An 18163-nucleotide genomic window follows, 5' to 3' on the forward strand; every position below is an offset into this window, starting at 1 on the left:
TCTTAGTCCTCCCCCAGGATCTGCGGCACCTTGAAACGCTGCTGCTCCTGGGCCGGGGCGCCCGAGAGCGCCTGCTCGGGGGTGAGCGAGGGACGGACCTCGTCCGCACGCATGACGTTCGTCAGCGGCAGCGGGTGGGAGGTCGGCGGTACGTCTTGGTCGGCGACCTCGCTGACGCGGGCGACCGCGCCGATGATGTCGTCGAGCTGGCCTGCGAAGTGCTCGAGCTCTTCGGGCTTCAGCTCCAGACGCGCCAGCCGGGCGAGGTGGGCGACCTCCTCGCGCGTGATGCCAGGCATGCGGATCCTCACGGGGTGCGTGGTTCTTGTTTGGGCCCAATCCTATGGGGCGCGGGCCCGTGCCCGTGAAACGGATTCGGGGCTCGGCCCCGGGCGCCCGTCCGGGCCGGCCCGGATCACCTCGAACGCGGCGGGGCCGAGTGCTGCCGGCCGGGGCAGCACTCGGTCCGGGCAGCCGCCTCCACTACGGCCGCGAGAGCACCCGCCTCCACTACGGCCTCGAGATCGGATGCCGGGCCAGGAACCGGGCCAGGGCTTCGGCCACCGGCCGGGGCCGCTCGATGTGCAGCAGATGCCCCACTCCGTCGATGACGCACTCCTCGACGTCCGGCACGGTCGAGCTGAGGAACTCGGCGACGTCCACCCACAGGGGCCGGGTGTCGCTTCCCCGCACGGACAGCACCGGTTGACGGATCGCCGCGGCGTCGTCGGGGCCGAACCGCCACTCGGCCAGGGCCGGGAGCTCCACCCCGAAGAACGTGTCGGCGTCCTTGACCGCCTGCGCGACGCTGCCCGGCACGCGATCCTCCAGCAGGGTCCGGCAGCGCTCCCAGTCCATTCCGCTGACGGTGGACAGGAACAGCCCGAGGGCACGTTCGGCCTCCCCGTCGGCGTACGCCCCGAACGCCTCTCCCGCCTGTGCGAGGAACGCCTCGCCCGCGGGCACCGACAGCAGGGAGAGCTCCAGCAGCGCGACCGTGACGACGCGGTCGGGGTGGTCCTGGGCCAGCTGGGCCGCGACAGCGGCGCCACTCGAGTGCCCGGCCACGTGGACGCGGTCGATGCCGAGGCGGTCGAGCAGTCCGATGGCGTCGGCGACGTGGTCGGCGACGCCGACCGGCCCGGGGGTGTGGGTGCTGCCGCTCCAGCCCCTCTTGTGGTAGCGGACCGTCCGGAAGCGCCCGGCGAGTGCCGGTTCGGCGACGAGCGGCACGAACCCGTCGGCGAGAACCGGGCTGATCAGCAGGACCGGCTCGCCGGTTCCGCGGATCTCGTATTCCAGTCGGATGTCGTTCACCGTGATGGTGTCCAAGGTGTCCGAGGTGTCCTTGGCTTCCAAGGTGTCCATGGTGTCCTCCCGTGCGGTCGTGACTCACCATGGAGGCGTAAGCGAGACAGTTACCGCCGTAAGCAGTGACCGCCGTAAGCGCTTCATCCGGACCGAAGGAAATTTCCGTGACTCCTCCTGCTGGGACTCCTCCCTCGGGGACTCCTTCCTCGGGGACTCCTTCCTCCCGCGACGGGTCCGCGCTCGAGCGAGCGCGGCAGGCCGCGGCCGATGGCGCGTGGGCGGACGCCTACGCCGACTGCCTGGCCGCCCGGGAGGCGGGCGAGCTCGGCCCGGCGGAGCTCGCCGACTTCGCCGGCGTCGCGTATGCCGCGGGGCATCTCGACGTCGCGATCGAGACCTGGGAGCTGCTCCACGGCGAGCTGTCCGGGCTCGGCGAGGACAACGGCGCGGCCGGAGCCGCCGTACAGGTCGCCATGCACCTGCTGTTCGACACCGCGCTGATGGGACCGGTACGGGGGTGGCTTCGTCGCGCGGAACGCCTCCTCGACCCTGCCCAGGCCACCGCCGCGCACGCGTGGTTCGCGGCGGTGCGCGCATTTGAGCGTCTGCTCAGCGGTGACCTGGACGCGGCCCGGCGCTGGGCCGACCGGGCGGTCGGGACCGGCTCGCACACCGATCCGGCCGCGGCGGCGATCGGGCGTACCGCGCAGGCCCGGCTGGTGATTCTCGACGGCGAGGTCGAGCGGGGTCTGGCCCTCCTCGATGACGCCGGCGCGGCCGCGATGTCCGGTGGCCTCGCCCCGCTGTCGACCGGAGTCGTCTACTGCGAGGTGGTGTGCGCACTACAGGGCCTGGCCCAGTACGACCTGGCCGAGCAGTGGACCGAGGCGATGGATCAGTGGGCGCACACGAACGCGATCGGCAGCCTGCACGGCCGGTGCCGGGTGCACCGGGCCGAGATCCTGCGCCTGCGGGGCCACTGCGCGAACGCCGAGCAGCAGGTGCTGCTGGCCTGCGACGAGCTGCGTCCCTACGTGCGGCGCGAGCTGGGCTGGCCGCTGACGGAACTGGGACGGATCAGGCTGCGGCGCGGCGACCTGGCCGGCGCCGAAGAGGCGCTGCTCGCCGCCCATCGCCTCGGATGGGATCCCGAACCCGAACTTTCACTCGTCCGGCTCGCCAAGGGCGATACCGATGCGGCGGCCGCCTCGATCCGGGAGGCACTGCTGCGCCCGCTGCCGGTGCCGTCGAAGGAACTGCCTCCCACCACCGAGCTGCGGCGGGCTCCGCTCCTGGACGCTCAGGTCAGAATCGCCATCGCCCGCGGCGACCCGAAGACGGCGCGGGTCGCCGCCCGCGAGCTCGATGAGGTGGCCGTCCGCTTCGGCAGCAGCGCGCTTGCCGCGTCGGCACTGCGGGCGCGGGGCGAGGCCTCGCTCGCCGAGGGCGATGCGGCCGGTGCGTCGGCGGTGCTCAGCGACGCGGTACGTGCCTGGAGCGAGATCGGTGCTCCCTTCGAGGCGGCCGAATGCCGGCTTCGCCTCGCGGACGCCCGGCGCGCCCTGGGCCTTCCATGGGCCGAGGCCCTCGAACGGGAGGCGGCGCGCACCGAGCTCGAACGGATCGCCCGCCCGCGCGCGGCCGACGAGGCGCGGACGGCGGAGGCCCAACCGGACACGTTCGTCCGGGAGGGCGACTCCTGGCGGATCGTCTTCGAAGGCCGACGCGTGACCGTCCGTGACAGCAAGGGGATGCACCACCTCGCCCGGCTGCTGGCCGCGCCGGACCGGGAGTTCCATGTCCTGGACCTCGTCGCCGCCGAAAGCGACGCCCCCGGCGCCGTGGAACGTATCTCCCGCGCCGGCGACGCCGGTCCCCTCCTGGACGACCGTGCCAAGCGGATGTACCGCCGACGGCTCGCCGAGATCGAGGACGACATCGAGGAGGCCCGTGCCGACAACGACATCGCCCGGCAGGAACAGACCGAGTTCGAGCGCGATTTCCTGATCGGCGAACTCGCCAGGGCCGTCGGGCTCGGCGGGCGCGACCGGCGCGCCGGCGCGGCCTCCGAACGGGCCCGGTCGGCCGTCACCCAGGCCGTGCGGAAGGCCATACGCCACCTCCGCGACGCCTCTCCACCGCTCGGCGACCACCTTGACCGCACAATCCGCACGGGGACCTACTGCGCATACGTCCCCGACCCGCGCGTGCGCTCCCCGTGGTCCACCTGACGGCTGGACCTGGAGGCGCGTGTGAACCGGGAGGCGCGTGTGAACCGGGAGGCGCGTGCCGTTGAGCTCGGACGCGCGTGCTGGTGAGCCTGGAGGCGCGTGCCCGGTTTCACGGGGCAGCAGCCGCCTCCCCAACCTCACAGGGGAAATACGCCTAAGGCGCGCCGGCCTCCAGCTCGGCGGGCCGCTGCCACCCCTTCGCCCCCCGCGCCAGGAGCCACGCCGTCGTCTCGTCGGCCGGCATCGCCGCCGCGACGAGCCAGCCCTGGACCGCGTCGCAGCCCAGGTCCCTCAGGCGCTCCCAGGTCTCGTCGTCCTCCACGCCCTCCGCGACCACCACGAGGTGCAGCGAATGCGCGAGGTCGACCGTGCAGCGGACGATCTCCGCGTCCTCCGCGTCCACCGCGAGCTTGGCGACGAACGAGCGGTCGATCTTGAGTTCGCTGACGGGGAGCCGGCGCAGGTGGACCAGTGAGGAGTAGCCGGTGCCGAAGTCGTCGAGGGACATCTTCACGCCGTGGCCGGTGAGTCCGGCGAGCGTGTCGGCCGCCCGCTGCGGGTCCTCCAGGAGGACGTGCTCGGTGATCTCCAGCTGCAGCGCACCAGCGGGCACCCCGTGGCGCGCGAGCCGTGCGGCAACGGATCCCGCGAAGCCGGGGGTGTGCACATCGCGCGGCGAGACGTTCACCGCGACCGGCACCTCCACGCCCTGCGCACGCCAGCGCGCGACCTGGGCGAGGGCCGTGTCGAGCACGTACTCCGTGAGGTGCGGCATCAGCCCGGACGACTCGGCGATCGCGATGAACTCGTCCGGTGGGACCCTGCCGCGCTCGGGATGCACCCACCGTACGAGCGCTTCGAGCCCGGCGACCTGCCCGTCGAAGCGGACCTTGGGCTGGTAGTGCAGTTCGACCTCGCCCGCGTCGAGTGCTCGGCGCAGATCGCCGAGCAGGCCGAGGCGGTCGGGGGTGTTGGAGTCCCGCTTCGATTCGTAGACCTCGACGCCGGTGCGGTCCACCTTGGCCTGGTACATCGCCACGTCCGCCCGCCGCAGCAGTCCTTCCGCGTCGACCGCGTGGTCGGGGTGGACGGCGAGGCCCGCGCTCGCTTCGAGGACGAGGGTGAGCCCGTCGAGATCGAGCGGCGAGCTGAGTTCGGCGACGAGGAGGCGGCCGATGCGCTTCGCGGTGGTGGTGGAGTCGCAGGTGGGCAGCAGCACGGCGAACTCGTCGCCGCCCAGGCGCGCGGCCTCGGCGCCCCTGGGCAGGGCGCGGCGGAGCCGGTCGGCGATCTGCAGCAGCAGCCGGTCGCCTGCGAGGTGTCCGAGCGTGTCATTGACCGAACGGAAACGGTCGAGGTCGATCAGGATCAGCGCGGAGCGCGCACCGGTCCGTTCGGCCTCGTCAAGCGCGGCCCAGGCCCGCTGAAGCAGCCACTGCCGGTTGGGCAGTCCGGTCAGCGGATCGCGCAGCTGCTCCTCGGCCCGCGCCCGCGCGATCCACAGCGTGGAGTCGAGGGCCACCAGCGGGATCGCGAAGAGCGGCAGCAGGATGGGCCGGGCCATGGCGACGACGCAGATCAGGGGCGCGATGCCGAGCAGTGCGACGCCGACGAGGCCCTGGCGGACCAGGGCGGTACGGGCGACGGTGGGCAGTCCGGCCGCATGCGGAGCATGCGAATACCAGAGCAGCAGCCGGGTGACGACGAGGTAGGCGCCCGCCACCAGCACGAACTCGGGCACCGCCCACAGGTCCCAGGTCTCGGGCGTCCAGGGTTTCTCCACGGTCGGCGCCTGGCCGAAAGCGGCCATGATCAGTGCTCCCGCGCCGATCCCGAGCACGTCCACCGCGCCGTGCAGCAACCCCTGCCGCCATCGGCTGCGGCGGGCGGCGCCCACCAGGACGATCACGGTGAGGCTGACCATCCCGGCCGGCACCCAGCCGTAGAGCAGCAGGACGGCGAGCGTGAGGGCGGCGCCCGATCCGGTGCCGCCCCACCAGCGCTCACGGCCGAGCGCGACCAGATGGCCGACGATCACCCCGACGAGGACGGCGAGGGACCAGCCGACGGTGGAACCGGGGAACAGGGCATGATGCCCGCTCAGCGCGCTGTACACGCCCGCGCCGAGCAGGACCGAGGCGAGAGTGATCACCACAGTGGGCAGCGCGGGCAGCGCCCATGCCCAGGGCAGCCGGGAGACCTGTTCGGCGCTCTCGGTCGGTTTCATTCCCGTCCCTCTCACAGCCGGCGGTGCCCACGACACGGCAGCGCACCATCCCAACAGTAGGCCGCAGAAGGCTGCAAAGGGCAGCTGTCGAGCACGGTTGCCCGAATGCCACCCGGCCACCCGTATGCATCTGGTATGCGCCGAACGGGTGGCCTTCAACCGCTACTCGGGTACCGGAACGGCAACGTCCCTGGCGGCCTCCGGCCCCTGTTCGAGCAGGACAGCGAAGCCTTCCTCGTCCAGAACAGGCACCTTCACCTGCATGGCCTTGTCATATTTCGAACCAGGATTGTCACCGACCACGACAAAGGATGTCTTCTTCGAAACCGAGCCGGTCACCTTCGCTCCGCGGCTCTGCAGCGCCTCTTTTGCGCCATCCCTGGTGTGGTGCTGCAGCGTGCCCGTGACGACGACGGTGAGGCCCTCCAGCGGACGCGGCCCCTCGTCCTCGCCGCCTTCCTCCTCCATCCGGACGCCCGCCGCGCGCCACTTGCGCAGGATCTCGCGGTGCCAGTCCTCCGCGAACCACTCCTTGAGCGCGGCCGCGATGGTGGGGCCGACCCCGTCGGTGTTCGCCAGCTCCTCCTCGCTCGCCTGCTCGATGCGCTCCAGGGAGCGGAACTCGCGGGCCAGCGCCTGGGCGGCGACCGGGCCGACGTGACGGATCGAAAGACCGTTGATGATCCGGGCCAGCGGGCTGTCCTTGGCCTTGGCGATGTTCTCCAGGAGCGCGACCGCGTTCTTCTTCGGCTCGCCCTTCTGGTTGGCGAAGACCGTGACGACCTTGTCCTCGCCAGTCTTCGGATCCCGCTTGGGCAGCCCGCTGTCCTTGTCGAGGACATACGCCTTGATGGGGAGCAGGTCCTCGATCGTGAGATCGAACAGATCGCCCTCGTCCACCAGCGGCGGGGTCGCGGGCTCCAGCGGACCGGTCAGCGCCGCCGCGGCCACTCCCCCGAAGTGCTCGATGTCCAGGCATTCGCGGCCCGCGAGATAGGTCACCCGCTCGCGCAGCTGCGCCGGGCAGGTGCGCGCGTTGGGGCAGCGCAGGTCGATGTCGCCTTCCTTCATCGGCCGCAGCGCCGTGCCGCACTCGGGGCATTCGGCGGGCATCACGAAGGCGCGCTCGCTGCCGTCGCGCAGATCGACGACCGGGCCGAGGATCTCGGGGATCACATCGCCGGCCTTGCGCAGCACCACGGTGTCACCGATCAGCACCCCCTTGGCCTTGACGACCTCCTGGTTGTGCAGGGTGGCGAACTCGACCTCGGAACCGGCCACCTGCACCGGCTCCACCTGCGCGTACGGCGTCACCCGGCCGGTGCGCCCGACGCCCACGAGGATGTCGACCAGCTTGGTGTTGACCTCCTCCGGCGGGTACTTCCAGGCGATGGCCCAGCGCGGCGCGCGGGCCGTCGAGCCGAGCCGCCCCTGCAGCGGGATCTCGTCGAGCTTGACGACCACGCCGTCGATCTCGTGCTCGACCGAGTGCCGGTTCTCCCCGAAGTACGCGATGAACTCCCGCACGCCGTCGAGGCCCTTGACCACCCTGTTGTGCCGCGCGGTGGGCAGGCCCCATTCGCCCAGCAGCTCATAGGCCTCGGAGAGCCGGGAGATCTCCAGACCCTCACGGGCACCGATGCCATGCACCACCATGTGCAGCGGGAGGGTGGCCGTGACCTTCGGGTCCTTCTGGCGCAGCGAACCCGAGGCGGAGTTGCGGGGATTGGCGTACGGCTCCTGGCCGTCGGCCACCCGCCGCGCGTTGAGCCCCTCGAACTCCTCCATCGGGAAGAAGACCTCGCCCCGGATCTCCACGAGGTCCGGGATGCGATCGCCCTTCAGGCGGTGCGGGATGTCGCCGATCGTGCGCACATTGGGCGTGATGTCCTCGCCCGTTCGCCCGTCGCCGCGGGTGGCGGCGCGGGTCAGGCGACCCTTCTCGTACGTGAGGTTGACGGCGAGGCCGTCGATCTTCAGCTCGCACAGGAAGTGGTAGTCGGTGGTGCCGACATCGGCCGCCACACGGTTCGCCCAGGCGGCGAGCTCCTCCTCGTCGAAGGCGTTGTCGAGGGAGAGCATGCGCTCGCGGTGCTCGACCGAGGCGAAGTCCGTCTGATAGGCGCCGGCGACCTTCTGGGTCGGCGAGTCCGGCGTCCTCAGCTCCGGGTACTCCTCCTCCAGCGCTTCGAGGGAGCGCAGGAGCTTGTCGAAGTCACCGTCGCTGATGACCGGTTGGTCCCGCACGTAGTAACGGAACCGGTGCTCCTCGACCTGTTCCGCGATCTGCGCATGGCGCTCACGCGCCTCGGCAGGCACCGATGACGTGCCGCCTGCCTGCTCCGAGCCCAGCATCCTGTGTCCTCCGTATACCCCGTGTGCCCCGTCGGCCTGTCGTCCCGCGTCGGACGCGGACACCCGCGCCCCGAGCCCCGTCACTCAGGGTTGTCCGCGAGCGAGCGAGCCGCCGCGACGCAGTGGGCGAGCGCCTTGCGGGCATACGCGGGCGAGGCGCCCGCGAGTCCGCACGACGGCGTGACCACGACCGAATCCGCGAGCAGCCCCGGATTCAGGCCCAGCCTTCGCCACAGCGTCCTGACACCCATGACGTTACTTGCCGGGTCTGACAATGCGGTGTCGGTGGACGGCACGACTCCGGCGAACAGCTTCAGACCGGCCTCCACACCCTCACCGACCGCTTCTTCGTCACGGTCTGTGAGCAGAGCGGCGTCGAAGGAGACACCGGCGGCCCCCGCGCGGCGCAGCAGCGCGAACGGTACGTCCGGGGCGCAGGTGTGGACGACCGAAGGACCGTCGTGCGCCTCGATCTGGGCGCGCAGCGTGGACTCGACGAGCTGGCGGTCCACGGCGCGGTGGGTGCGGTAGCCGCTCGCCGTCCTGATCTGCCCGCGCAGGACGGCGCTCAGCGAGGGCTCGTCGAGCTGCAGCACGAGCTCGGCTCCGGGAATCCGGCGGCGGACCTCGGCGAGGTGCTGGGCGAGCCCCTCCTTCAGGGATCCCGCGAGATCGCGGCAGGCGCCCGGATCGGACAGCGCGGACTCGCCGTTGCGCAGCTCGGTGGCGGCGGCGAGCGTCCACGGGCCCACGGCCTGGACCTTGAGCGGGCCCTCGTAGCCCTGGGTGAACTCCTCGATCGCGTCGAGGTCCTCGCCGAGCCAGGACCGGGCGCGCCGGGTGTCGCGCCCGGGACGGTCGCCGAGGCGCCAGCCGCTGGGTTCCACGCGGGCGTACAGCTCCACGAGGAGGCCGAGGGTGCGGCCGATCATGTCGGCGCCCGGGCCGCGGGCGGGCAGTTCGGGCAGGAACGGGAAGTCCTCGAAGGTCCCGGCCACGGTCTTGGCGGCTTCCCGGGCGTCGCCGCCGGGCATCGAGCCGACGCCGGTGGCGGGGCCCCAGGGGGTGCGCGAATCGTTCACCACGGAAGGGTAAGTGGTGAGCGGGGCGGGTGGCGCGGAGCACCCCCCCCCGGGGGCGGGCCTTGCGGCCGCTACTGCCGCCTCTGCCGTTTCTGGCGTTTCTGGCGTTTCTGGCGTCTCTGCCGTTTCTACTGCGGCTGCCGTCTCTGCCGTTACCGTCCCGGCCGTACGGAGAGGTCCGTGATCTCCGCGTCCCGGGGCAGGTCCAGAGCCGTCAGGATCGTCGTCGCCACCGACTCAGGGTCCATCCAGCGCGCCGGGTCGTAGTCCTTGCCCTCCTGCTGGTGGACCTTGGCCTGCATCGGGCTGGCGGTGCGGCCCGGGTAGACCGTGGTGACACGGACGCCGTTCGGCTTCTCCTCGTGGCGCAGGGAGTCCGCGAGGGCCTTCAGACCGTGCTTGGAGGCCGCGTACGCCGACCAGTCCGCGTGTGCGTTGAGGCCCGCGCCTGAGTTGACGAAGAGCACTTGGCCCTGGGTGAGGCGGAGTTGGGGCAGGAAGTGGCGGGTCAGTTCGGCCGGGGCGATCAGGTTGACCTCGAGCTGGGCCCGCCAGATCTTCGGGGTCAGTTCACCGACCGGGCCGAGGTCCACGACGCCCGCGCAGTGCAGCAGCGAGTCCACCCGGTCCGGCAGCGACTGGTGCGAGAACGCCCAGGACAGCCGGTCGGGCTCGGCGAGGTCGCCTACGAGGGTCCGCGCGCCCGGGAACCGCCCGGCGAGCTCCTTCGCCCGGCCCGCGTTGCGGGCGAGCAGCACGAGGTCGTCGCCGCGCTCGTGCAGGCGCGCGGTGACGGCGGCGCCGATGCCCGAGCCCGCTCCGGTGATCACATGAAGAGACATGCCCTCATCGTGCCAGCAGTTGCCCGCCCCACCGCACACGCCCCGCGCGGCCCGGCGACCGCCCGGCCCGTGGTCGCCCGCTCGGCCCGGACGCCGCCCGCCGGCCCGTGTTCGCCCCGCGCGGCCCCCGAGGATCCGTGACCGGCCCACGCAACGCGAGGCCCCCGACGCACGGTTGCCGCATGAACATCTGCGTCTTCCTCTCCGCCGCCGGCCTCGACGCGCGCTACACCGGCCCCGCCCGGCAGTTCGCCGAACTCCTCGGCAAGAGCGGGCACACCCTGGTGTGGGGCGGCAGCGATGTCGGTCTGATGAAGGTCGTCGCGGACGGGGTGCAGGAGAACGGCGGCCGGCTGCTCGGCGTCTCGGTCGACTTCCTCGCGTCGAAGGCGCGTCAGGTGAGCGCCCCGGACGAGATGATCACCACGCGCGATCTCGCCAAGGGGGTACCCCCTGCTCCTTAAGAGCTTGGGGGAGGAAGGCGCAGCTTCTGGGGAAGGCGGATGCCGTGGTCGTCATGGTCGGCGGTACGGGCACGCTCGACGAGGCCACCGAGATCCTGGAACTGAAGAAGCACGGCCGGACCACGAAGCCCGTCGTGCTGCTCAACACCGCGGGTTTCTACGACGGCCTGCGGCAGCAGTTCCAGCGGATGGAGGACGAGGGCTTCCTGCCGGTCCCGCTGGGCGAACTGGTGTTCTTCGCCGAGGAGCCGGCCGGTGCGCTCGCCTATCTTGAGGAGTCCGTCCCGGCCCCCTGGGCGGCCGCCCGCTCCTTGCGCGCGTGCCGCACGCGGATCTTCGACTGCCCGTGCGGCCTCTCCTCCCAGTCCGCCATGAACCGCGCGTCGAGCCCGTACCGGGCGGCGAGCGCGGTGAGGGTCTCGGTCCGGTAGTAGAAGTCCTCGTGCAGGACCTGGTGTTCCTTGCCCCGGGTGCGGTCGAAGGTGAAGTCGAAGAAGCCCTCGGGCTTCAGGACGCGGCCGATGTGCGCGAAGCACTCCTCGATGACGGGCAGCGGCGAGTGCGAGAAGACGCTGTGCGCGTGCACGATGTCGAAGTGCGCATCGGGCAGGAAGTCGAAGGTCAGATCGTCCGCGAGGGTGAGGTACGGCAGCTTCGCCTGCAGTTCGTGGCGGACGAGCGTGTCCTCGGCGGCGAGCAGGATGTCGGGCGAGATGTCGATGCCGTAGTAGTGGCCGGGCCGCAGGTGGTCGATGAAGAGGCGTCCGGCCCGCAGGTTCCCGCAGCCGATCTCCAGCATCCGGTGCTCGGCGCGCAGGCCGTGCTCCACCAGGTAGTCGAACTGCATCCGGCCCAGCCGGTTCCACCGGCTGACGGAGGGTCCGCCGCCGACCGCGGCCTCGGCGCTGCGTGCGGCATCGGATGCCATCACGGCGCGGTAGTAGCCGATGTGGTCGCCGCGGTATCTGAGCCGCAGCAGGGCATCGCGCGCCGAGCGCCGTACGTGTGCCGGCACCCGGCCCGGGTGGCGCAGCGCGTAACGGGCCTTGTGCAGCACGGATCCGCGGTTTCTGGACAGCCTGCCGGGTTCCATGAACGCCTCCATGACACCGAGTGCATGATGGGTGGACCGATGGTCGCGGTGCGTGATTCTGGCATGGTTTCCGTCGGGAAGAGCCCAGGCGTCAACCGCGCTGTACGGGGTGTCGGTGGCCGCACCGGCGGGCCCGTCCGCGGTGCCCGATCACGAGGAGGACCGAGCCATGAGCCAGGGACACACCATCACCGTCGAGCAGGGCACGCAGCGGGTGCGCGCGGTGCACGACGGTCAGGTCGTCGCGGAGAGCGCGCGCCCGCTGGTGCTGCGCGAGACCGGCTGCCCGGTGCGTTACTACCTGCCGCCCGAGGATGTGCGTACGGAACTTCTGACGCCTTCCGAGACGCATACGTACTGCCCGTTCAAGGGCACCGCCTCCTACTGGTCGCTGCCGGGCGGCACGGATGCCGTGTGGGCGTACCCGGATCCGAAGCCCGAAGTCGCCGACATCAAGGACCACTTCTGCTTCTACGCAACCGAAGAGCTGTGAAGTAGCAGCTCAGGGTAGGTGCTTGAAATTCTCTGAAGTTTTTTCCTCATACGGCGATGAGTTCCGGTGACGTCCGGGGTCTGCACCGTCATGGACACCCTTGGAAAAGTTCTGTCGCGCGACGGAACCCCCATCGCGTACGAGCGGACCGGTGCGGGCGGCCCGGTCGTCATCCTCGTGTGCGGAGCCCTGTGCACCGGTACCACCGAGGACGGGCCGCTGGCCCGGCGGCTCGCGGCCCTCGGCTGCACGGCGGTCACCTACGACCGCAGAGGCCGGGGTCACAGCGGTGACACCCTGCCGTACGCGGTGGCCAGGGAGGTCGAGGACCTCGCCGCGGTGATCGATTCGGTGGGCGGGCGGGCCGCGCTGCACGGCAATTCCTCGGGGGCCGCGCTCGCCTTCGAGGCGGCTGCGAGCGGCCTTCCGGTGACCCATGTCTCGGGCTACGAACCGCCGTTGACCCTCGACGAGATCGGCGTCGGAATGCGCCGGGAGCAGGCGGAGCGGCTGCGGGAACTGCTCGCCGAGGACCGCCGCGCCGGCGCGGTCGAACAGTTCATCTCCGGCACCGGGGCACCCCCGGAGGTCATCGAGGGGCTCAGGCGTTCACCTCTGTGGCATGAGTGGGAGGCGCTCGCACCGACGATCGCGTACGACTACGAGGTGCTCGGTGACAGCCTGGTGCCCGTCGACCGGATATCGCGGATCGACGTACCGCTGCTCGTGGTCAACGGTGCGTCGAGTTTCGCCTGGATGGCCGAGTCGGCCGAGCTCGTGGCCCGTTCGGCGCGCGCGGGCCGCCATCTCACCCTCGAAGGGCAGACCCACATGGTGGACCCGGATGTGCTGGCTCCGGTGCTCGCCGGGTTCTACGCCAATGCGTAGCTGAACGGGAGGCGCGTATGGACGGGAGGCGCGTATGGACGTGAGGCGCGTATAAGGGTCAGGCCGCCGCCGTGGCCCGTGTGGTCGCCGCGATCGTGGCGGAGCCCACCACACGGGTGCCGTCGTAGAGGACGACCGCCTGGCCGGGGGCCACACCGCGCACCGGCGCGTCGAAGGCGACCCGCAGCTCGCCGTCCACGAGCTCGGCGGTCACCGGGGTCTCGTCGCCGTGGGCGCGCAGCTGGGCGGTGTAGCGGCCCTCGCCGACAGGGGCGGTGCCGCACCAGCGGGGCTTGATCGCGGTCAGCGCGGTGACGTCGAGGGCATCGACGGGACCGACCGTCACGGTGTTGTTCACGGGCGAGATGTCGAGCACGTAGCGCGGCTTCCCGTCCGGGGCCGGGGTGCCGATCCTGAGGCCCTTGCGCTGGCCGATCGTGTAGCCGTACGCGCCCTCGTGCGTGCCGAGCTTCGCGCCCGACTCGTCGACGATGTCGCCCTCCGACTTGCCGAGGCGGTCGGCGAGGAAGCCCTGGGTGTCGCCGTCGGCGATGAAGCAGATGTCGTGGCTGTCGGGCTTCTTGGCGACCGCGAGCCCGCGGCGCTCCGCCTCGGCGCGGATCTCGTCCTTGGTGGTGACGGTGTCGCCGAGCGGGAAAAGCGCGTGCGCCAGCTGCCGGTCGTCGAGGACGCCGAGCACGTACGACTGGTCCTTGGCCATGTCGGAGGCGCGGTGCAGCTCGCGTGTGCCGTCCTCCTTGGTGATCACCTGCGCGTAGTGGCCGGTGGCCACGGCGTCGAAGCCGAGGGCGAGTGCCTTGTCGAGCAGGGCGGCGAACTTGATCTTCTCGTTGCAGCGCAGGCACGGGTTCGGGGTGCGGCCCGCCTCGTACTCGGCGATGAAGTCCTCGACGACGTCCTCGCGGAAGCGCTCGGCGAGATCCCATACGTAGAAGGGGATGCCGATCACATCGGCCGCGCGGCGCGCGTCGCGGGAGTCCTCGATGGTGCAGCAGCCGCGGGCACCGGTGCGGAAGGACTGCGGATTCGCCGAGAGCGCCAGATGGACACCCGTCACATCGTGGCCCGCTTCGGCGGCGCGGGCGGCGGCGACGGCGGAGTCCACACCGCCGGACATGGCGGCGAGGACGCGGAGGCGCTGGGGCTGCTGGCGAGGAGTCTCAGTCATAACCCCTCCAGAGTAAGCCGGAACCAATGGGCGCCCTCCACCCGTTTGTCTGTACGGAGATCGAATCGGCCGGATCGGCAGAGGGGGGTGGCCGTGGGCCAGGGCCAGAACACGGGCAAGGGCGGCACAAACAAGGGCGGTGAGGGGGTTCCGCGGCGGGGGCTGCTCATCGCCACGGGGGCGGCCGTCGCCGCCGGGGTCACCGCGCTCGCGTTCCACGAGGACCTGGGGCGGATGTGGTGGCGGATCCCGGGCGTGGACAAGCCGCGCACCGAAGGGGAGGTGGACCAGCCGGGGGCGCGCTGGGTGGCGGCCTCGGCGGCGAACCTGCGGACCGCGGACCGGCCCGCGGACTACCGGATCGACCGGATCGTGGTGCATGTCACGCAGGGGAGCTATGCCTCGGCGATCAAGGTCTTCCGGGATCCGGCGCACGCGGCGGCCGCGCACTATGTGATCCGGGCCGAGGACGGTGAGATCACGCAGATGGCGCGGGAGCTGGATGTGGCGTACCACGCCGGGAACCGCTCGTACAACGAGCGAAGTGTGGGCATCGAGCACGAAGGGTTCGTGGACCGGGCCTCGTCCTTCACGAAGGTGATGTACGAGTCCTCGGCCCGACTGACCGCGGACATCTGCGGGCGGTACGGGATACCCGTCGACCGGGAACACATCGTGGGGCACAACGAGGTGCCGGGGGCCACGCATACGGATCCTGGGCCGCACTGGGACTGGGGGCGGTACATGGAGTTGGTCCGGCGGGCGGCTGCTCGGCCGAAGGGGGCGACGACTACGTAACGGGGCGGGGGGTGGCCGTGCGCCCTGGGGGCGCCGGCCGCCCGCCGCGGGGCGGCTGGATGCGTGGCCGCTGGGGTGCGGTTCCAAGTGCCGCGCCGCGGGGGTGCCGCTGCGCCCACCCGTGCCGCCCTGCGGCACGACTGCCCGCAGCTGGGGGGACTTGGCTGCGCCCGACTGCCCGCAGCTGGGGGGATCAGCTGAGGCCGGCTGCGCGGGCGCGTTCCACCGCGGGGCCGATCGCCTTCGCAACGGCATCCACATCGGCCTGGGTCGACGTGTGGCCCAGGGAGAAGCGCAGCGTGCCCCGGGCCAGGTCCGGATCCGTGCCGGTGGCGAGGAGGACGTGGCTGGGCTGGGCGATGCCCGCTGTGCAGGCGGAGCCGGTGGAGCAGGCGATGCCCTGGGCGTCGAGAAGCAGCAGCAGGGAGTCGCCCTCGCAGCCGGGGAAGGTGAAGTGGGCGTTGGCGGGGAGGCGGTCGGCCGGGTCGCCGCCGAGGATCGCGTCCGGGACGGCATCCCGTACGGCCTCGATCAGCGCGTCTCGCAGCCCGCCGATCTCCGAGGCGAACTGCTCGCGCCGCTCGACGGCACTGTGCGCGGCCACCGCGAAGGCGGCCGCGGCGGGCACGTCGAGGGTGCCGGAGCGGACCTGCCGCTCCTGGCCGCCGCCGTGCAGCACGGGCACGGGGCTCTGGTCGCGGCCGAGCAGCAGCGCGCCGATCCCGTACGGCCCGCCGATCTTGTGGCTGCTCACGGTCATGGCGGCAAGCCCGGATGCCCCGAAGCCGACGTCCAGCTGACCGAAGGCCTGCACGGCATCGGAGTGCAGCGGGATACCGAACTCGGCGGCGACATCGGCGAGTTCGCGTACGGGCAGGACCGTGCCGATCTCGTTGTTCGCCCACATCACGGTGGCGAGGGCGACATCGTCGGGATTGCGCTCGACGGCCGCGCGCAGCGCCTCGGGGTGCACCCGGCCGTAGGAGTCGACCGGCAGGTACTCGACGTCGGCGCCCTCGTGCTCGGAGAGCCAGTGCACGGCGTCGAGCACGGCATGATGCTCGACCGGGCTGCACAGGACGCGGGTGCGGGCCGGATCGGCATCGCGGCGAGCCCAGTACAGCCCCTTGACGGCGAGGTTGTCGGCCTCGGTGCCGCCGGAGGTGAGAACGACCTCGCTGGGCCGCGCGCCCAGCGCCGCCGCGAGCGTCTCCCGGGCCTCCTCGACGGTGCGGCGGGCCTGCCGCCCGGGGGCGTGCAGTGCGGAGGCGTTGCCGACGGTGGCGAGTTGCGCGGTCATCGCCTCGATCGCTTCCGGCAGCATCGGGGTCGTGGCGGCGTGGTCGAGGTAAGCCATGGTGCTGCCGATTCTACGAGGCGGCGCGTGGCCCTCCGTCCGCGCGCCCCCAGGCCCTGTCTCAGCGCCCCATCGGTGTACGCGCGAGCTGGCGGGACTGGGCGACCAGGCGGTCGTTCGAGTCCCAGATCTCCGCGTCCTCCTCCAGGAATCCGCCGGCGAGGTTGCGGGTGGTGATGGCCACACGCAGCGGGCCGGGGGCGGGACGGCAGCGGATGTGGACGGTCAGTTCGACCGTGGGGACCCAGCCCTGGATGCCGAGTTCGAAGGCGGTGGGCGGCAGGGCGTCCACCGCGAGCAGCAGGGAGAGCGGGTCCGCGTCGCGGCCGTCGGCGAGGCCGAACCAGGAGCGCATCTCGCCCTTGCCGGAGGGCGCGCCGAGTGCCCAGCCGAGCGTGGCCGGGTCGAGCTTCAGCCAGAGGCGGTCGGTGATGGCGGTGCTGCCCTTGATGGGCGTGGGCGCGTCCTGCGGGCCGAAGCACTGGTCCACCGGCGGGATGACGGGCTGGGCGGCGGAGGTGCGGACGTCGTCCGGGAGGGAGTCGAGGTCTCCGTAGGAGGCGAGGACGCGGATGCGTTCCACCTCGCGGCCCTCCTCGTCGTACTGCAGGAGGGAGGCCTGGCCGGTGGAGAGGGTGCGGCCGGTGCGGACGGTCTCGGTGCGGACGACGGCCGGGCCGGGCTGGGAGGCCGTGAGGTAGTGCGCGGAGACCGTGAAGGGGTCGGGGTGCGGGAGCGCCTGGCCGAGGGCGCGGCCTATGACGGCGAGCAGATAGCCGCCGTTGACGGCGTTGATGATGGTCCAGCCGGCGGAGAGTTCCGCCTCGTAGACCCCGGGCTCGCGCAGGGTCACCGCGGTGTCGCGGTCGAACTCGCTGTCCCCGATGGTGGCCTGTGCAGTCGCTCCCTGAGTCATGAGATGCACGGTACAACAGATGAATACTAAGCGGTAGCTTTGTGATCCGGGGCTCCCCGGGCCCCGCTCCGGCCGCCTGGCCCCACTCCTCTACTTCCCCACTCCTCTACTTCCCCTACGCCCCTGCTACTTCCCCTACGCCCCTGCTTCCGCTACGACCCGTCCTCCTCGCTCACCCGTGACCTCCGGTTCCACGCCCTGGGCGCGCGCCAGTGGTAGCGCATCGCGAGCAGCCGCAGCACGAAGGCGGTGATCACCGCGGCCGCGCTGGTGAAGCCGTTCAGGGCGTCGTAGCGGATGCAGAGCACGACGATGCCTGCGCCCACCATCGCCGGCACGGCGTACAGATCGCGGTCCCAGCGCAGCAGGGAGGGGATCTCGTTGGCGAGGACGTCGCGCAGCACACCGCCGCCGACCGCGCTGGCCAGGCCGAGGGCCGCCGAGGAGGTGAGGCCGAGCCCGTACTCGTATGCCTTCGTGGTGCCGGTGACGCAGAAGAGGCCGAGGCCCGCCGCGTCGAAGGTGTTCACCGCGCCCTGGATCCGCTCCACCTCGGGGTGCAGGAAGAAGACGAGGGCCGTGGCGAAGAGCGGGGTGAGGAAGGTGCCGAGGTCGGTGAAGGCGGCGGGCGGTACGGCGCCGATGATCACGTCACGGAAGATACCGCCGCCGAGGCCGGTGACCTCGGCGAGAACGGCCATGCCGAAGACGTCGAAGTTCTTGCGTACGGCGAGGAGCGCGCCGGAGATCGCGAAGACGAAGACGCCGGCGATGTCGAGCCCGTGTTGGACGGAGGGGGTGAAGAGGTCTTGCAGCACGGTTCATTCTGACGTGTCCCTGGCCGTGCTCCGCGCCCCGGCCCGTTCCTGGGCAAGGCTGCCCGAACAGGGCGAAGCCCCCGGAGGACGTCCCGGGGG

15 protein-coding genes and 1 pseudogene are annotated in these 18163 nt (G+C 71.6%); 5 read left to right on the top strand and 11 right to left on the bottom strand.

The window, feature by feature from the left end; all coding sequences use genetic code 11:
- Nucleotides 1-2: 2 nt before the first annotated feature.
- Together gatC and ACLF6P_RS18630 are read right to left on the bottom strand one after the other, a co-directional pair.
- The gene (gene gatC / locus ACLF6P_RS18625; protein ID WP_007384860.1) at nucleotides 3-299 is read right to left on the bottom strand and encodes an Asp-tRNA(Asn)/Glu-tRNA(Gln) amidotransferase subunit GatC; all 297 of its coding nucleotides are present in this window, start codon (nucleotides 297-299) and stop codon (nucleotides 3-5) included.
- A 211-nt stretch (nucleotides 300-510) separates the two neighbouring features.
- Nucleotides 511-1368: an alpha/beta fold hydrolase gene (locus ACLF6P_RS18630; RefSeq protein WP_415951608.1), complete on the bottom strand. Its 858-nt coding sequence runs from the start codon at nucleotides 1366-1368 to the stop codon at nucleotides 511-513.
- Between the two features lie 107 nt (nucleotides 1369-1475).
- Here ACLF6P_RS18630 and ACLF6P_RS18635 point away from each other — a divergent pair, with 107 nt between their 5' ends.
- Complete coding sequence (locus ACLF6P_RS18635; RefSeq protein WP_415951610.1) at nucleotides 1476-3542, top strand: ATP-binding protein; 2067 nt, start codon at nucleotides 1476-1478, stop codon at nucleotides 3540-3542.
- Nucleotides 3543-3696: 154 nt separating this feature from the next.
- Here the strand turns inward: ACLF6P_RS18635 and ACLF6P_RS18640 are convergent, their stop codons facing one another.
- The 4 genes from ACLF6P_RS18640 to ACLF6P_RS18655 all read right to left on the bottom strand — a co-directional run bounded on the left by ACLF6P_RS18640 (nucleotide 3697) and on the right by ACLF6P_RS18655 (nucleotide 10048).
- Complete coding sequence (locus ACLF6P_RS18640) at nucleotides 3697-5889, bottom strand: putative bifunctional diguanylate cyclase/phosphodiesterase (protein WP_415951612.1); 2193 nt, start codon at nucleotides 5887-5889, stop codon at nucleotides 3697-3699.
- Between the two features lie 42 nt (nucleotides 5890-5931).
- Nucleotides 5932-8124: an NAD-dependent DNA ligase LigA gene (gene ligA, locus ACLF6P_RS18645; protein ID WP_415951613.1), complete on the bottom strand. Its 2193-nt coding sequence runs from the start codon at nucleotides 8122-8124 to the stop codon at nucleotides 5932-5934.
- A gap of 80 nt (nucleotides 8125-8204) precedes the next feature.
- Nucleotides 8205-9158 (bottom strand): methionine synthase, encoded by a 954-nt coding sequence (locus ACLF6P_RS18650; protein ID WP_415951664.1) that lies wholly within the window; start codon nucleotides 9156-9158, stop codon nucleotides 8205-8207.
- Nucleotides 9159-9358: 200 nt separating this feature from the next.
- Entirely contained in the window at nucleotides 9359-10048 is a 690-nt protein-coding gene (locus ACLF6P_RS18655) for an SDR family oxidoreductase (RefSeq protein WP_415951614.1), read from the bottom strand.
- 182 nt (nucleotides 10049-10230) lie between these two features.
- Here ACLF6P_RS18655 and ACLF6P_RS18660 point away from each other — a divergent pair.
- Nucleotides 10231-10793 (top strand): annotated as a pseudogene (locus tag ACLF6P_RS18660) (LOG family protein); the annotation flags it as partial.
- Here ACLF6P_RS18660 and ACLF6P_RS18665 read toward each other — a convergent pair.
- Complete coding sequence (locus tag ACLF6P_RS18665) at nucleotides 10778-11605, bottom strand: class I SAM-dependent methyltransferase (RefSeq protein WP_415951616.1); 828 nt, start codon at nucleotides 11603-11605, stop codon at nucleotides 10778-10780. The pseudogene ACLF6P_RS18660 and the gene ACLF6P_RS18665 overlap by 16 nt on opposite strands.
- Nucleotides 11606-11774: 169 nt before the next feature.
- Here ACLF6P_RS18665 and ACLF6P_RS18670 point away from each other — a divergent pair, with 169 nt between their 5' ends.
- Both ACLF6P_RS18670 and ACLF6P_RS18675 read left to right on the top strand, forming a co-directional pair.
- The gene (locus ACLF6P_RS18670) at nucleotides 11775-12098 is read left to right on the top strand and encodes a DUF427 domain-containing protein (RefSeq protein ID WP_415951617.1); all 324 of its coding nucleotides are present in this window, start codon (nucleotides 11775-11777) and stop codon (nucleotides 12096-12098) included.
- 66 nt (nucleotides 12099-12164) lie between these two features.
- Nucleotides 12165-12986: an alpha/beta fold hydrolase gene (locus ACLF6P_RS18675; RefSeq protein ID WP_415951618.1), complete on the top strand. Its 822-nt coding sequence runs from the start codon at nucleotides 12165-12167 to the stop codon at nucleotides 12984-12986.
- 58 nt (nucleotides 12987-13044) lie between these two features.
- On the opposite strand, the gene mnmA is transcribed toward ACLF6P_RS18675, so the two are convergent.
- On the bottom strand, nucleotides 13045-14175 hold the full coding sequence (gene mnmA, locus ACLF6P_RS18680) for a tRNA 2-thiouridine(34) synthase MnmA (protein ID WP_415951619.1): 1131 nt from the start codon (nucleotides 14173-14175) through the stop codon (nucleotides 13045-13047).
- Between the two features lie 93 nt (nucleotides 14176-14268).
- On the opposite strand from mnmA, the gene ACLF6P_RS18685 reads away from it, so the two are divergent.
- Nucleotides 14269-14973, top strand: a complete 705-nt coding sequence (locus ACLF6P_RS18685; RefSeq protein ID WP_415951621.1) for an N-acetylmuramoyl-L-alanine amidase — start codon at nucleotides 14269-14271, stop codon at nucleotides 14971-14973.
- Nucleotides 14974-15166: 193 nt separating this feature from the next.
- Here ACLF6P_RS18685 and ACLF6P_RS18690 read toward each other — a convergent pair whose 3' ends face one another.
- The 3 genes from ACLF6P_RS18690 to ACLF6P_RS18700 form a co-directional block, all read right to left on the bottom strand.
- The gene (locus ACLF6P_RS18690) at nucleotides 15167-16330 is read right to left on the bottom strand and encodes a cysteine desulfurase family protein (protein WP_415951622.1); all 1164 of its coding nucleotides are present in this window, start codon (nucleotides 16328-16330) and stop codon (nucleotides 15167-15169) included.
- Nucleotides 16331-16391: 61 nt separating this feature from the next.
- Nucleotides 16392-17246, bottom strand: coding sequence for a thioesterase family protein (locus ACLF6P_RS18695; protein ID WP_415951624.1), 855 nt, complete (start codon nucleotides 17244-17246; stop codon nucleotides 16392-16394).
- Nucleotides 17247-17398: 152 nt separating this feature from the next.
- The gene (locus ACLF6P_RS18700; protein WP_415951625.1) at nucleotides 17399-18064 is read right to left on the bottom strand and encodes a trimeric intracellular cation channel family protein; all 666 of its coding nucleotides are present in this window, start codon (nucleotides 18062-18064) and stop codon (nucleotides 17399-17401) included.
- Nucleotides 18065-18163: the final 99 nt, after the last annotated feature.

This window comes from Streptomyces lothianensis (assembly GCF_047779955.1).
GTDB lineage: Bacteria > Actinomycetota > Actinomycetes > Streptomycetales > Streptomycetaceae > Streptomyces.